This is a genomic window from Streptococcus mitis, assembly GCF_003944325.1.
In the GTDB taxonomy this organism is placed as follows: domain Bacteria; phylum Bacillota; class Bacilli; order Lactobacillales; family Streptococcaceae; genus Streptococcus; species Streptococcus mitis_CW.
On the sequence record NZ_RJPX01000008.1, the window covers coordinates 25,193 to 39,176 of the forward strand.

At 41.9% G+C, this 13,984-nt stretch carries 13 protein-coding genes and 1 pseudogene; 9 read left to right on the top strand and 5 right to left on the bottom strand.

Annotated elements, in window-relative coordinates; translation table 11 throughout:
* Positions 1-155: 155 nt before the first annotated feature.
* Together adhP and D8787_RS03890 are read right to left on the bottom strand one after the other, a co-directional pair.
* A pseudogene (gene adhP / locus D8787_RS03885) lies at positions 156-1,174 on the bottom strand (alcohol dehydrogenase AdhP).
* A gap of 224 nt (positions 1,175-1,398) precedes the next feature.
* Positions 1,399-2,211, bottom strand: coding sequence for a Cof-type HAD-IIB family hydrolase (locus D8787_RS03890; RefSeq protein WP_125420876.1), 813 nt, complete (start codon positions 2,209-2,211; stop codon positions 1,399-1,401).
* A 189-nt stretch (positions 2,212-2,400) separates the two neighbouring features.
* Here D8787_RS03890 and D8787_RS03895 point away from each other — a divergent pair, with 189 nt between their 5' ends.
* From D8787_RS03895 to folK, 6 genes are all read left to right on the top strand, one after another.
* The gene (locus D8787_RS03895) at positions 2,401-3,819 is read left to right on the top strand and encodes an NCS2 family permease (RefSeq protein ID WP_125420879.1); all 1,419 of its coding nucleotides are present in this window, start codon (positions 2,401-2,403) and stop codon (positions 3,817-3,819) included.
* Between the two features lie 52 nt (positions 3,820-3,871).
* Positions 3,872-4,579, top strand: a complete 708-nt coding sequence (locus tag D8787_RS03900) for a CPBP family intramembrane glutamic endopeptidase (RefSeq protein WP_185776742.1) — start codon at positions 3,872-3,874, stop codon at positions 4,577-4,579.
* A gap of 199 nt (positions 4,580-4,778) precedes the next feature.
* Positions 4,779-5,759 (top strand): dihydropteroate synthase, encoded by a 981-nt coding sequence (gene folP / locus D8787_RS03905; protein WP_050256127.1) that lies wholly within the window; start codon positions 4,779-4,781, stop codon positions 5,757-5,759.
* Position 5,760: 1 nt separating this feature from the next.
* Positions 5,761-7,083, top strand: coding sequence for a bifunctional folylpolyglutamate synthase/dihydrofolate synthase (locus D8787_RS03910; protein WP_125420885.1), 1,323 nt, complete (start codon positions 5,761-5,763; stop codon positions 7,081-7,083).
* Positions 7,064-7,618, top strand: a complete 555-nt coding sequence (gene folE, locus D8787_RS03915; protein WP_125420888.1) for a GTP cyclohydrolase I FolE — start codon at positions 7,064-7,066, stop codon at positions 7,616-7,618. Before D8787_RS03910 ends, folE begins: the two co-directional genes overlap by 20 nt.
* Positions 7,619-7,775: 157 nt before the next feature.
* Positions 7,776-8,588: a 2-amino-4-hydroxy-6-hydroxymethyldihydropteridine diphosphokinase gene (folK, locus tag D8787_RS03920; RefSeq protein WP_125420891.1), complete on the top strand. Its 813-nt coding sequence runs from the start codon at positions 7,776-7,778 to the stop codon at positions 8,586-8,588.
* 44 nt (positions 8,589-8,632) lie between these two features.
* Here folK and D8787_RS03925 read toward each other — a convergent pair whose 3' ends face one another.
* Positions 8,633-8,950 (bottom strand): DUF960 domain-containing protein, encoded by a 318-nt coding sequence (locus D8787_RS03925; RefSeq protein WP_000886037.1) that lies wholly within the window; start codon positions 8,948-8,950, stop codon positions 8,633-8,635.
* Between the two features lie 235 nt (positions 8,951-9,185).
* Here D8787_RS03925 and ccpA point away from each other — a divergent pair, with 235 nt between their 5' ends.
* Entirely contained in the window at positions 9,186-10,196 is a 1,011-nt protein-coding gene (ccpA, locus tag D8787_RS03930) for a catabolite control protein A (protein WP_125420894.1), read from the top strand.
* 51 nt (positions 10,197-10,247) lie between these two features.
* On the opposite strand, the gene D8787_RS03935 is transcribed toward ccpA, so the two are convergent.
* Positions 10,248-11,210 carry an asparaginase gene (locus tag D8787_RS03935; protein ID WP_125420897.1) on the bottom strand — a complete coding sequence of 321 codons (963 nt, stop codon included), beginning with the start codon at positions 11,208-11,210 and terminating at the stop codon, positions 10,248-10,250.
* Between the two features lie 65 nt (positions 11,211-11,275).
* Here D8787_RS03935 and D8787_RS03940 point away from each other — a divergent pair, with 65 nt between their 5' ends.
* A complete protein-coding gene (locus tag D8787_RS03940) occupies positions 11,276-12,667 on the top strand; it encodes a Cof-type HAD-IIB family hydrolase (protein ID WP_125420900.1) in 1,392 nt (463 codons plus the stop codon).
* Between the two features lie 309 nt (positions 12,668-12,976).
* Here the strand turns inward: D8787_RS03940 and D8787_RS03950 are convergent, their stop codons facing one another.
* Positions 12,977-13,429: a universal stress protein gene (locus tag D8787_RS03950; RefSeq protein ID WP_125420903.1), complete on the bottom strand. Its 453-nt coding sequence runs from the start codon at positions 13,427-13,429 to the stop codon at positions 12,977-12,979.
* Positions 13,430-13,589: 160 nt separating this feature from the next.
* Here D8787_RS03950 and D8787_RS03955 point away from each other — a divergent pair, with 160 nt between their 5' ends.
* Positions 13,590-13,892: a hypothetical protein gene (locus D8787_RS03955; protein WP_185776743.1), complete on the top strand. Its 303-nt coding sequence runs from the start codon at positions 13,590-13,592 to the stop codon at positions 13,890-13,892.
* Positions 13,893-13,984 lie beyond the last annotated feature (92 nt).

Below are 13,984 nucleotides of genomic sequence, written 5' to 3' on the forward strand. Positions count from 1 at the left end.
ACTATTTGATATAGAATTTTTTTAAAAATAAAATACAGATATTTCAAAATGTTGATATAATAATGTTTTTTGGAAGAGAATAATTTTCGTTTTAAAAAATTAATATAAAAAGGTTGGAAGCGCATTCCAACTTTTAAAATAGGTTTCTAATAAAGTTAGTGGGTGAAGTCGAGTACCATACGTCCTTGGATTTGACCTTTTTCCATTTCGTCGAAAATTGCCACAGCATCTTCTACTGGACGTTTTTGAACAACTGGAACTACCAAACCTTCTGCACCGAATTGGAAGGTTTCTTGCAAGTCTTTACGAGTTCCAACAAGAGAACCGATAACTTGGATTCCATCTAGAACGGTTTTGACGATGCTGAGTTCCATCATTTCATAAGGAAGACCGACAGCGACTACGCGACCACCAACACGAACGGAGTCAACAGCCTGATTGAAGGCAACTTTAGATACAGCAGTTACGACAGCTTAGTGAGCACCTCCATTTGTTTTTCCTTGATGAGTCCTGGCACATCTTCGACTTCGAGACCGTTAATAACGATATCAGCTCCCACTTCTTTTGCAAGGGCAAGTTTGTCATTGTTGATATCAACTGCGATGACATGAGCGTTGAAAACTTTTTTAGCATATTGAACAGCTAGGTTACCAAGGCCACCAGCACCGTAAAGGACAACCCATTGGCCTGGTTCAACTTTGGCTTCTTTAATAGCTTTATAGGTTGTTACACCAGCACATGTGATAGAAGAAGCTTGGGCTGGATCAAGTCCATCAGGAACTTTGACAGCATAGTCTGCAGTTACAATACATTGTTCAGCCATACCACCATCTACTGAGTAGCCAGCATTTTTCACTGTACGGCAAAGAGTTTCACGGCCAGTTGTACAGTATTCGCAAGTGCCACATCCTTCAAAGAACCAAGCAACACTGACACGGTCACCGATTTTAAGGCTTTTTACATCTGGGGCAATTTCTTTAACGATACCAACACCTTCGTGACCTAGAACACGTCCTGGTACTTGACCAAAGTCACCATGGGCAACGTGGAGATCAGTGTGGCAAACACCGCAGTATTCAATTTCTACAAGTGCTTCCCCAGTTTTAAGTGGACGGAGTACTTTTTCTTCAATAGCAACATCAGTGCTTTCTGGATTTACAACAACAGCTTTCATAGCTATCCTCCTTGATATTAACTGAGAGCAGGAGAAACAGGACTGGATTGATTTTCTGTCAACAGAGTCGAGTATGACGAGCTCTCTTGTATTTATATGTGAAGTATATCACAAAGGAAAGCCTTTTCCAAGGTTTTGGAGGCAAAAAGTAGAACAATCGATTAACCGGTTGATGAGACTGTGAAAAGAGCACAAAGACCAGCTTGCAAGCTGGTCAGAATGGGCTATAAGAATAAATCTTGTAGGGTTTTGGCAACCCCGTCTTGGTCATTTGTCAGGGCTATTTGCTCATCTGCATAGGGGAGTAGCTCAGGATTGGCATTTTTCATGGCATAGCCCTTCCCAGCAAAAGCGAGCATTTCGGTATCGTTGTGTTCATCTCCAAAGGCAATCAAATCCTTTTTGTCACGGTTCATTACCTTGAGCAAGTAGTCTAAGGCGAAGGCCTTGTTGACACCTTTTGGGGTACACTCAAGGATATTGAGCGGACCTCCCCAGGTATTAATAGACAGTTGATGCTGGTAGAAGGCGTTCATTTCTTTTGCCAAGGCATATTTGTCGCTGGCTCTGGTCTGCAACAGAATACAGTTAGGATCCTTGGTCACTAATTCAGGCTTGAATTGATCTTCAGGTTGGAAAGCTTCTACACCAAATAGTTTGGGATTGGCAATTTCTTCATTAGGGTTTGTAATGTAGAATTTTTTACGGTATTCTCCAGCGATAAAATCGGCTTGAATATCCTCAGAACGTCGAACCATATCTAGCAGATATTTTTTGTCTACCGTCAAACACTTTTCAAAATCCCAAACTTGGTCTGGTAAATGAGTGAGGGAGCCGTTGAAATTAATCATAGGAGTGTCTAAGCCTAGTTCACGGTAAAAATCTTTTGACATGCGGTAAGGGCGACCTGTCGTAATAATGACCTGATGGCCTTTTTCAGCAACTTTTTTAATGGTTTCTTTGGTAAAGTCAGAAATTTGACTGTCTGAGTCGAGCAGGGTTCCATCCAAATCAACTGCAATAATTTTCTTCGTCATATGAACCTTTCTAGTGTCTTTTCAAATAAGATGTCTACTATTATAACAGAAAGCAGGCAGAAAAGCAGATTCCAAACAAAAAATGAAATTGGATCAATTTCTTAAATAAATCAAACAAAGATATTGAAAAAGTGAATGATAAATGATATAATTCTATTATTGTTCGTAAAAATTAAAAGGAGATTGATAATGGACAAATTATTTAAACTAAAAGAGAACGGTACAGACGTTCGTACAGAGGTTCTCGCTGGTTTAACAACTTTCTTTGCAATGAGTTATATTCTCTTTGTAAACCCACAAATTCTTTCGCAAACAGGAATGCCTGCTCAGGGTGTCTTCCTCGCAACGATTATCGGTGCAGTTGCTGGTACCTTGATGATGGCCTTCTACGCTAACTTACCTTATGCCCAAGCGCCAGGTATGGGTCTTAATGCCTTCTTTACCTTCACAGTCGTATTTGGACTTGGTTATTCTTGGCAAGAAGCCCTGGCTATGGTCTTCATCTGTGGGGTCATCTCATTGATTATTACCTTGACAAATGTTCGTAAAATGATCATTGAATCGATTCCAAACGCCCTTCGCTCAGCTATTTCAGCTGGTATTGGTGTCTTCCTTGCCTACGTGGGGATTAAGAATGCTGGTCTTTTGAAATTCACGATTGATCCAGGAAACTATATTGTTGTAGGAGAAGGAGCTGACAAAGCTCAAGCAACGATTGCAGCAAACTCTTCAGCGGTTCCAGGATTAGTCAGCTTTAATAATCCAGCTGTTTTGGTGGCTCTTGCAGGACTTGCCATTACTATCTTCTTTGTTATTAAAGGGATTAAAGGGGGAATTATCCTTTCTATCTTGACAACAACTGTTCTTGCTATCGCAGTTGGTTTGGTAGATTTGTCAAGCATCGATTTTGCTAATAACCATGTTGGTGCAGCCTTTGAAGACTTGAAGACAGTCTTTGGTGCAGCTCTTGGTTCAGAAGGTTTGGGAGCTTTGATTTCAGATACAGCTCGCTTACCTGAAACTCTGATGGCTATTCTTGCCTTCTCATTGACAGATATTTTTGATACAATTGGTACCTTGATCGGTACAGGTGAAAAAGTTGGTATCGTAGCGACAAATGGTGAAAATCATCAATCAGTTAAGTTAGACAAGGCTCTTTACTCTGACTTGATTGGTACTTCAATTGGTGCCATCGCAGGTACTTCAAACGTAACGACTTATGTTGAGTCTGCTGCTGGTATCGGTGCAGGTGGACGTACTGGTTTGACAGCCTTGGTTGTAGCTATCTGTTTTGCGATCTCAAGCTTCTTTAGTCCACTTCTAGCGATCGTACCAACAGCCGCTACAGCTCCAATCTTGATTATCGTTGGGATTATGATGTTGGCTAGCTTGAAAAATATCCATTGGGACGATATGTCTGAAGCGGTTCCTGCTTTCTTCACATCTATCTTTATGGGATTCAGCTACTCTATCACTCAAGGGATTGCAGTTGGTTTCTTGACTTACACCTTGACTAAGCTTGTCAAAGGTCAAGCTAAAGATGTCCATGTCATGATTTGGATTTTGGATGCCTTGTTTATCCTTAACTACATCAGCATGGCCTTATAATAGGATAACCCAGGGGGATTTTCCCCCTTTTTTAATATAAAGGAGATGAATGATGGAAGAGAAAAGTATGTGGAAAGAATTATTGAATCGTGCAGGCTGGCTGCTAATCTTTTTTCTGGCGACAATTTTATATCAGATTCCTATAGGGGTTACTGCTATTTTAACTTTAAATGAAGTACCACTGTTACAGTCAGGACTAATAGTTGCTGGTATTTCAATTGTAGTTTTAGTACTATTTATCTTTGGAGCTCGTAAAACGCAATTAGCTAGTTTTAATTTTTCTTTTTTTAGAGCTAAGGATTTGGCACGATTGGGATTAAGTTATTTAGTCATTATCTGTTCAAATATACTTGGTTCTATCTTGTTACAACTGTCAAATGAGACGACAACAAGTAACCAGTCTCAGATTAACGATATAGTTCAGAATAGTTCTCTGATTTCTAGCTTCTTCTTGCTAGCCGTACTTGCTCCAATTTGTGAGGAAATCTTGTGCCGTGGGATTGTTCCTAAAAAGATTTTCCGAGGTAAGGAGAACTTGGGATTTGTAGTCGGTACGATTGTGTTTGCTTTATTGCATCAACCAAGTAATTTACCTTCTTTATTGATTTATGGAGGTATGTCGATCGTTCTATCTTGGACGGCTTACAAGACCCAACGTTTGGAAATGTCTATCTTACTTCACATGATTGTGAATGGGGTTGCTTTCTGTTTGTTGGCCCTTGTGGTGATCATGAGTCGGACATTAGGGATTTCTGTTTAATACTCAATGAAAATCAAAGAGCAAACTAGGAAACTAGCCGCAGGCTGTACTTAAGTACGGCAAGGCGACGTTGATGCGGTTTGAATTTGATTTTCGAAGAGTATAAGATTATTGACAATTGCTTACTTGCTTCTACTGGGAAAAAGATGAATGCAATTGTGTCCATCTTTTTCTTTTTATGGTAAAATAGAGAAATAATATGATGAAAAGCCTTGAGGGAGTGACCGATATGTCAACTAAAGTAAATCATGCAAAGACAGCTATTTGCGGAATTATCAATGTAACCCCAGATTCCTTTTCGGATGGTGGTCAATTTTTTGCTCTTGAGCAGGCACTCCAGCAGGCTCGTAAATTGATAGCAGAAGGGGCTAGTATGCTAGATATCGGCGGAGAATCGACTCGGCCTCGGCCGGGAAGTAGCTATGTTGAGATAGAAGAGGAAATCCAGCGTGTTGTTCCAGTGATCAAAGCGATTCGCAAGGAAAGTGATGTCCTCATCTCTATTGATACTCGGAAGAGTCAGGTGGCAGAGGCTGCTTTGGCTGCTGGTGCCAATCTAGTCAATGATATCACTGGTCTTATGGGTGATGAGAAAATGGCCCATGTGGTTGCTAAGGCTGGTGCGAAAGTAGTCATTATGTTTAATCCAGTCATGGCGCGACCTCAGCACCCTAGCTCGCTCATCTTCCCTCATTTTGGTTTTGGTCAAACCTTTACAGAAAAAGAGTTAGCTGACTTTGAAAAAATGCCAATTGAAGACTTGATGGAGGCTTTCTTTGACAGAGCCCTATCGAGAGCGGACGAAGCTGGAATCGCACAAGAAAATATCCTGTTGGATCCAGGAATCGGCTTTGGTCTGACCAAGAAAGAAAATTTGCTTCTTTTACGGGATCTGGATAAACTACATCAGAAGGGCTATCCAATCTTTCTTGGAGTGTCGCGTAAGCGGTTTGTCATCAATATCCTTGAAGAAAATGGCTTTGAAGTCAATCCTGAGACAGAACTTGGTTTCCGCAATAGGGACACGGCTTCGGCTCATGTAACCAGTATCGCTGCGAGACAGGGTGTGGAAGTGGTGCGCGTGCATGACGTAGCCAGTCACAAGATGGCAGTTGAAATTGCATCAGCCATTCGATTGGCTGATGAAGCGGAAAATTTAGATTTAAAACAATATAAATAAGATGAAAGAAATTGAAAACAATCAGTGGATTGCTAACTACCGGACGGATCAACCGCATTTTGGCTTGGAACGAATGGAGGAACTATTAGCTTTGCGTGGAAATCCCCATCTCAAACTCAAGGTCATTCATGTCGGAGGGACCAATGGCAAGGGTTCGACCATTGCTTTTTTGAAAAATATGTTGGAAAAGCTAGGCCTGAGAGTTGGCGTGTTTAGCTCGCCCTATCTCATTCATTATACAGACCAGATTAGCATCAATGGGGAATCTATCCCAGAAGCGAGGCTAGAATCCCTCATGGCAGACTATCAGTCTTTGCTTGAAGGAGAAGTGGCTGCCAATTTGCAGGGGACAACCGAATTTGAGATTATCACAGCCATAGCCTATGACTACTTTGCTTCAGAGCAAGTAGATGTGGCTATCATGGAAGTCGGCATGGGTGGGCTTTTAGATAGTACCAATGTCTGTCAGCCCATTTTGACAGGAATTACGACTATTGGATTGGACCATGTAGCCCTACTTGGTGACACCTTGGAAGCCATAGCAGAGCAGAAAGCTGGTATTATCAAACAAGGAATTCCCTTGGTGACAGGTCGTATTGCTCCAGAAGCGCTGGCTGTGATTGACCGCATTGCGGAAGGAAAAGATGCGCCGAGACTTGCCTATGGGAAAGATTATCAAGTCAGTCACCAAGAGAGTGTGGTAACGGGTGAAGTCTTTGACTATACTAGTTCTCTCAGACAAGGTCGCTTCCAGACTGGCTTGCTTGGCTTGCACCAGATAGAGAATGCTGGGATGGCTATAACTTTACTTGATAATTTTTGTCAAGAAGAGGGTCGAGAACTAGCAAGCAATCACTTGCTTGCTCAAGCCTTGGAAGAAATAAGTTGGCCAGGGCGTTTGGAAGTTGTGTCTAGAGACCCCTTGATGATTTTGGATGGGGCCCACAATCCCCATGCTATCAAGGCTTTGTTGGTAACCTTGCGAGAACGCTTTGCGGATTATCATAAGGAAATCCTCTTTACCTGTATCAAAACCAAGGCCTTGGAGGATATGTTGGACTTGCTGGGTGCCATGCCAGATACCGAGCTTACTCTGACACATTTTGAAGATAGTCGGGCGACTGATGAAAGCGTGCTTAAAGAGGCAGCTAAGTCTAGAAATCTCAGCTACCAAGGTTGGCAGGATTTTCTAGAGCAGAAATTGACAGATAAAAAAGAAGAGAAAAAAACAGTTAGGATTATCACAGGTTCCTTGTATTTCTTGAGCCAAGTGAGAGCCTATCTGATGGAGAGGAAAAACGAGAATGGATACACAAAAGATTGAAGCAGCTGTAAAAATGATTATCGAGGCTGTCGGAGAGGACGCTAACCGCGAGGGCTTGCAGGAAACACCTGCTCGTGTGGCTCGTATGTACCAAGAGATTTTTTCAGGTCTTGGTCAAACAGCGAAGGAACATTTGTCAAAATCCTTTGAGATTATTGACGATAATATGGTGGTAGAAAAGGATATCTTTTTCCATACCATGTGTGAACACCACTTCTTGCCATTTTATGGTAGAGCGCATATTGCCTACATTCCAGATGGCCGTGTGGCAGGTTTGTCTAAGCTAGCCCGTACGGTTGAAGTTTATTCGAAAAAACCACAAATTCAAGAACGCTTGAATATCGAAGTGGCCGATGCCTTGATGGAGTATCTGGGTGCTAAAGGAGCCTTTGTTGTCATTGAGGCGGAACATATGTGTATGAGCATGCGTGGTGTCAGAAAACCAGGCACTGCAACCTTGACGACAGTAGCTCGTGGTCTATTTGAAACAGATAAGGACCTCCGAGACCAGGCTTATCGTTTAATGGGACTATAATACTCTTCGAAAATCTCTTCAAACTACGTCAGCTTCCATCTGCAACCTCAAAACCGTGTTTTGAACAGCCTGTGGCTAGCTTTCTAGTTTGCACTTTGATTTTCATTGAGTATAAAAAGAATCCGCTTGAAGCGGATTTTTCTAGAAAGGAATCATTATGGATCAACTGCAGATTAAGGATTTGGAAATTTTTGCCTATCATGGTCTTTTTTCCAGTGAGAAAGAATTGGGGCAGAAGTTTGTCGTTTCAGCTATCCTATCCTATGATATGACCAAGGCGGCGACAGACTTGGATTTAACGGCTTCTGTCCATTATGGAGAACTGTGTCAGCAGTGGACGACTTGGTTTCAGGAAACGAGTGAAGATTTGATTGAAACGGTAGCTTATAAACTGGTGGAACGTACTTTTGAGGCTTATCCTCTTGTCCAAGAAATTCAGCTGGAACTTAAAAAACCTTGGGCGCCAGTGCATTTGCCACTAGATACTTGCTCGGTAACCATTTATCGCCGTAAGCAACGGGCCTTTATCGCCCTAGGAAGCAATATGGGAGATAAACAAGCAAACTTGAAGCAAGCCATTGAGAAAATGCGAGCTCGGGGTATCCATATTCTCAAAGAGTCCAGTGTCTTGACGACGGAGCCTTGGGGTGGTGTGGAGCAAGATAGCTTTGCTAATCAAGTGGTTGAGGTTGAAACCTGGTTGCCGGCCCCAGTTCTATTAGAGACCTTGTTAGCCATTGAGTCAGAGATGGGACGGGTGAGAGAAGTACATTGGGGCCCTCGTTTGATTGATTTGGACTTGCTCTTTGTGGAGGATCAGGTCATTTACACAGATGAGCTTATCTTGCCCCATCCTTACATAGCAGAACGCTTTTTTGTCCTTGAGTCCTTACAGGAAATTGCACCTCATTTTATCCATCCTACATTAAAGCAACCTATCCGCAACTTGTATGATGCTTTGAAAAAATAGAAAAACTCTAGTTTTCAGTCGTTTGTAACTGAAGGCTAGAGTTTTTAAAATAGGTCATTTTCTTCTGGGAGGAGGATAGTCTCTCTACCGTCCATGTCTAAAACCAGTACTCTTGGTGGATAAAGAGGGTCAAAAGGATGGTTAAAGTCAAAATCAATAGCTGTAGGGAGGTGTTGACTTGAAAAATGGAAGGTAATTTTTCCTTGGTTATTGAGCAATTGAAACTCGAGTTCTTCTTCCAATTCAAAGACATTTTTTAAGAAGTGGTCAATAATATACCAAAAAGAGTCAATAACATCATCAGGCAAGCTGGTAACAATGCCAAAACTAGCCGACCGCATCTGGGTATTGGTAAAAGCCATATTTCTACCCCCTTTCTTTCCCTTATCATACAGCAAATAGGATTAAAAATCAAGAAAAGGTGATTTTTCTTCATAAACATAGTTTTCTATGAAATTTTTTTCAAACAATCTTCAAAAAAAGCTTGAAAGTGTTTACAAATAGTGATAAAATGGAATAAGTAGAATCATGAAAACGAAATTTTCATATCGTCTCTTTTTTGGAGTCTCGTGAGGTATGATATAGAAAGGAAATGAAATGAATACAGACGATACAGTAACGATTTATGATGTCGCCCGTGAAGCAGGAGTTTCAATGGCGACAGTTAGCCGTGTAGTCAATGGCAATAAGAATGTAAAAGAGAATACTCGAAAAAAAGTGCTTGAGGTAATTGATCGTTTGGATTACCGTCCAAATGCTGTGGCGCGTGGTCTTGCAAGTAAAAAGACAACCACTGTCGGTGTCGTGATCCCAAATATTACCAATGGCTATTTCTCAACGCTTGCTAAAGGGATTGATGATATCGCTGAAATGTACAAGTATAACATCGTCCTTGCCAATAGTGATGAGGATGATGATAAGGAAGTTTCAGTTGTCAATACCCTGTTTTCTAAGCAAGTGGATGGTATCATTTTTATGGGCTACCACTTGACTGAAAAAATTCGTTCAGAGTTTTCTCGTTCTCGGACACCGGTTGTTCTTGCAGGAACTGTGGATGTAGAACATCAGCTTCCAAGTGTCAATATTGACTACAAACAAGCTACGATTGATGCAGTGACCTACCTTGCTAGAGAAAATGAGCGCATTGCTTTCGTTAGCGGTCCACTAGTGGATGATATCAATGGTAAGGTTCGTTTGGTTGGCTACAAGGAAGCCTTGAAAAAAGCAGGTATTTCTTATAGCGAAGGATTGGTATTTGAATCTAAATACACTTATGAAGACGGTTATGCCTTGGCAGAACGCTTGATTTCATCAAATGCAACTGCAGCAGTTGTAACAGGTGATGAGTTGGCAGCAGGTGTCTTGAACGGCCTTGCTGATAAGGGTGTGTCAGTACCAGAAGAATTTGAAATCATTACTAGTGATGATTCGCAAGTCTCACGCTTTACCCGTCCAAACTTGACAACTATTGCCCAACCTCTTTATGACCTTGGAGCTATTAGCATGCGTATGTTGACTAAGATTATGCACAAGGAAGAGTTGGAAGAACGTGAAGTTCTCTTACCTCATGGATTGACAGAACGTCGTTCAACACGAAAACGGAAATAGAAAAAATCAGGGAATCGTGAAGATTTCCTGATTTGTTTTTAGAGAAGAGGTTTAGCCTTCCATATAGTCTTTCAAAGCCTGTCCTGTTAGTCCGGCATTGAGGGCAATGAGGAGTTTCAAACGGGCTTTTTGGGCGTTGAGTTCTTTAACAAAGAAGATACCGGCTTTTTGTAACTGCACGCCCCCACCTTGGTAGGCATAAACAGGCTCAGCGATACCGTTAAAGCATCGTGAAACCAGGGCGACTGGGATTCCTTTTTGCAGAAGGCTTTCTAATTTTTGAGCCGTTTCTTTGGGAATATTACCAGCTCCGAAGGCTTGGATAATTAAACCGTCCAATTGTTCCAAATCCAGCATATCAATCAGCTCATCTGTCATACCAGCATAAGCCGAGATGATAGGTACCAATCCTTGTATGTGATTAAGGTCAAAGCGAACACGGGGTTCAGCTGTTTTGAAGTAGAGGATTTCCTGCTTCATAATCAGGCCAAGGGGGCCATGTGTTGGGGTCTGGAAGGTGCTGACGTTGGTCGTATGTGTTTTGGTAACATACTTGGCAGCGTGGATTTCATCGTTCATAACGACCAAAACCCCTTTGTCAGCAGCCTTGTCATCGCTAGCCACTCGTAAAGCGCTCAGATAATTATAAACACCGTCACTACCGAGTTCGTTGGAGCTGCGCATGGCCCCTGTTAGTATGATAGGTATATGGGGAACTTCCATGGTATCAAGAAAATAAGCTGTTTCCTCTAAAGTATCGGTCCCGTGTGTGATTACCACTCCATCGTAGTTAGCAGCTTCCTCTTTAATTTTCTGGTAGAGAGCCAGCATATGCTTGGGTTTGATATGGGGGCTTGGTAGGTTAAAAAAGTCCAAGGCGTGGACTTGGATTCCTTCAAGAGGATTGGATACATGGTTCATGGGATTATCAGAACTAGTCACAACAGCGCCAGAAGCATCGGCTTGCATGGAAATAGTCCCACCCGTATGTAAAACAAGAATTTTCTTAGGCATGATTTACTCACTCTTTCTGAAATGTGGTATAATCATTGTATCACAAAAGGGGAGATTGGGATAGGATGGAAGTCAAAGCTGTTTTTTTTGATATCGATGGAACCTTGGTCAACGATCGCAAGAGTGTTTTGAAATCCACTAAGGACGCGATTAAAATCGTCAAAGAGCAAGGGGTACTTGTCGGCGTAGCGACAGGTCGAGGACCTTTTTTCGTTAAGGAATTGATGGACGATTTGGATTTGGATTTTGCGGTAACCTACAATGGCCAGTATATCTTTAATAAAGACAGAGTCTTGTTCACGAGCCCAATTTCCAAGTTACATTTGCGCCAGCTCATTACGTATGCTAAAAAAGAGGGTAAGGAGATTGCCCTAGGGACCAAGGATGCCATGTTGGGTTCTAAAATCATGTCCTTTGGTCTGGGTTCTTTTTCCCAACGAATCAGTCGCTTCGTTCCCTCTGTTTTAACTCGTACGGTGAGTCATTCCTTTAATCGTATGGTCAGCAAGGTTGTTCCCCAGAAGGAAGAAGACCTACTTGATCTAATGAATCAGCCCATCTACCAAGTCTTGATGCTGATGACACCAGAAGAATCTGAGAAGGCAGCAGCTGATTTTGAAGACTTGAAATTGACACGTAGCAATCCTTTTGCAGCAGATGTCATCAATCAAGGAAACTCTAAATTGGAAGGCATACGCCGAGTTGGGAAAGAATATGGCTTTGACCTCAACCAAGTCATGGCCTTTGGTGACTCAGATAACGATCTTGAAATGCTGGCGGGTGTCGGTATGTCGGTCGCTATGGGAAATGGTAGTAGCAGTGTCAAGGAAGTTGCCAAGCACATCACCACTAGCAATCAGCAAGATGGAATCCACAAGGCCTTGGAACATTTTGGTGTTCTGGCTTCAGAAAAAGTCTTTGTCAGCCGTGACTATCATTTCAATAAGGTCAAGACCTTCCACCACATGATGGATGAACGGACTCAAGAAGAACCTCAAGCTTGGGATTTAGAAGGTGCAACCCACAGGGCTGGTTTTAAAATAGAAGAATTGGTGGAGTTTGTTCGAGCTGCTAGCCCTTCTGAAGAGGATTTTGGTCAAGCTCTATCGCAACTTCATCAAGCACTTGATAAGGCAGCAGATAAAGTAGCCAAGAAGACACCTGCCCAGCAAGATTTGGTGGGGCAGGTGGATGCCTTGATTGACACGCTTTACTTTACCTACGGTAGTTTTGTCTTGATGGGGGTGGATCCAGAACGTATTTTTGACATTGTCCATCAGGCCAATATGGGGAAAATTTTCCCAGATGGCAAGGCTCATTTTGATCCAGTGACCCACAAAATCTTAAAACCAGATGATTGGGAAGAAAAATATGCTCCAGAACCTGCCATTAAAAAGGAACTGCAGCGCCAGCTCAAGGCTTATGAACGCCATAAAGAGAGAAATAATACTCAATGAAAATCAAAGAGCAAACTAGCCGTAGGCTGCTCAAAGCACTGCTTTGAGGTTGTAGATGAAACTGACGAAGTCAGCTCAAAACACTGTTTTGAGGTTGCAGATAGAACTGACGAAGTCAGCTCAAAACACTGTTTTGAGGTTGCAGATAGAACTGACGAAGTCAGCTCAAAACACTGTTTTGAGGTTGCAGATAGAACTGACGAAGTCAGTAACATACCTACGGCAAGGCGACGTTGACGTGGTTTGAAGAGATTTTCGAAGAGTATAAATAGTAAACAAAAAGGAGCGCTGAGCTCCTTTTTTTCGTGATTACAAGGTTTTTTCTTGTTCTCTCACCACCAGCAAATCAACCTTAGCATGGCGGAGGATGTATTCAGATGAAGAGCCGACCAAGAGGCGTTCAAAGGCGTTGAGACCAGTGGCGCCAACGAGGATGAGATCCACTTCCTCAGCATCTGGAATAGTACGCGCCAGTAGGGTCTTTGGATTTCCCATTTCAATGACGATATGAACATCTGCCACACCAGCATCTTTAGCACGTTTTTCGTACTCTTTCATCAGACTTTTAGCGTCAACTTGGAGTTCTTCGTAAACTTCAGCATCAAAGGTGGATACGCTTTGGAGAGCGCGTGTGTCAATGACATGGGCGATGGTGAGTTTAGCGTCGTTTCGTAGAGCAGAATGAACTCCCTTGACAAAAGCCAAGTCCGCTTCCTTAGAACCATCGATTGCGACCATAATATTTTGGTAACGTTGTGCCATAATGAAACCTCCTGAAATTTTCTTACTATAATTGTAAACCTTTTCACTATAGAAGTAAAGCAAAAAAAGTATTTTTTAAAAGAATGTTAGCGCTTAAAATCTATATAAATATATGATAAAATAAAAGAAAGGATAGCAGGAAGAAGTGAAGGGAGGGAGAATGATGAAAAACTCTTTTCAAGAAACAAAAAAATCAAATTTCCTTTATTATGGAATCATCCTGGTTTCAGTCTTGGTAGAAGTGATTATGATCTGGCAATTAGAGAAGCTAATTCCGCTTCTCTATCCAGGTTTTATTGGCTTTTTAGTCTTTCACCTACTCTACCATCTGCTATTATTTCTAGTTGCAAAGCGAAGTGGTCGCTGGGATTACTTGATAATATGGGGGCTCTTCCTCATGTTCAATCTTCTCTATGACTCCTTTCTAGGCTTGCTTTTTCTAAGTTTATCTTTTGGTATGTGATGTGTCTTCGGCAAAATACCCGCTATCACCATTGTCTCGACCTCGCTTTTAGTGAGTTTTTTTCTATACGAATCTAGTAACACATTTCAGCA

Excerpts from the sequence above, each read along its gene's own strand:
- D8787_RS03950 (WP_125420903.1), bottom strand. The coding sequence starts at position 13,429 with ATGGCACAACGTTACCAAAATATTATGGTCGCAATCGATGGTTCTAAG.
- folK (WP_125420891.1), top strand. The coding sequence starts at position 7,776 with ATGGATCAACTGCAGATTAAGGATTTGGAAATTTTTGCCTATCATGGT.
- D8787_RS03940 (WP_125420900.1), top strand. The coding sequence starts at position 11,276 with ATGGAAGTCAAAGCTGTTTTTTTTGATATCGATGGAACCTTGGTCAAC.
- D8787_RS03890 (WP_125420876.1), bottom strand. The coding sequence starts at position 2,211 with ATGACGAAGAAAATTATTGCAGTTGATTTGGATGGAACCCTGCTCGAC.
- D8787_RS03900 (WP_185776742.1), top strand. The coding sequence starts at position 3,872 with ATGGAAGAGAAAAGTATGTGGAAAGAATTATTGAATCGTGCAGGCTGG.
- D8787_RS03895 (WP_125420879.1), top strand. The coding sequence starts at position 2,401 with ATGGACAAATTATTTAAACTAAAAGAGAACGGTACAGACGTTCGTACA.
- folE (WP_125420888.1), top strand. The coding sequence starts at position 7,064 with ATGGATACACAAAAGATTGAAGCAGCTGTAAAAATGATTATCGAGGCT.
- D8787_RS03955 (WP_185776743.1), top strand. The coding sequence starts at position 13,590 with ATGATGAAAAACTCTTTTCAAGAAACAAAAAAATCAAATTTCCTTTAT.
- ccpA (WP_125420894.1), top strand. The coding sequence starts at position 9,186 with ATGAATACAGACGATACAGTAACGATTTATGATGTCGCCCGTGAAGCA.
- D8787_RS03925 (WP_000886037.1), bottom strand. The coding sequence starts at position 8,950 with ATGGCTTTTACCAATACCCAGATGCGGTCGGCTAGTTTTGGCATTGTT.
- folP (WP_050256127.1), top strand. The coding sequence starts at position 4,779 with ATGATGAAAAGCCTTGAGGGAGTGACCGATATGTCAACTAAAGTAAAT.
- D8787_RS03910 (WP_125420885.1), top strand. The coding sequence starts at position 5,761 with ATGAAAGAAATTGAAAACAATCAGTGGATTGCTAACTACCGGACGGAT.
- D8787_RS03935 (WP_125420897.1), bottom strand. The coding sequence starts at position 11,210 with ATGCCTAAGAAAATTCTTGTTTTACATACGGGTGGGACTATTTCCATG.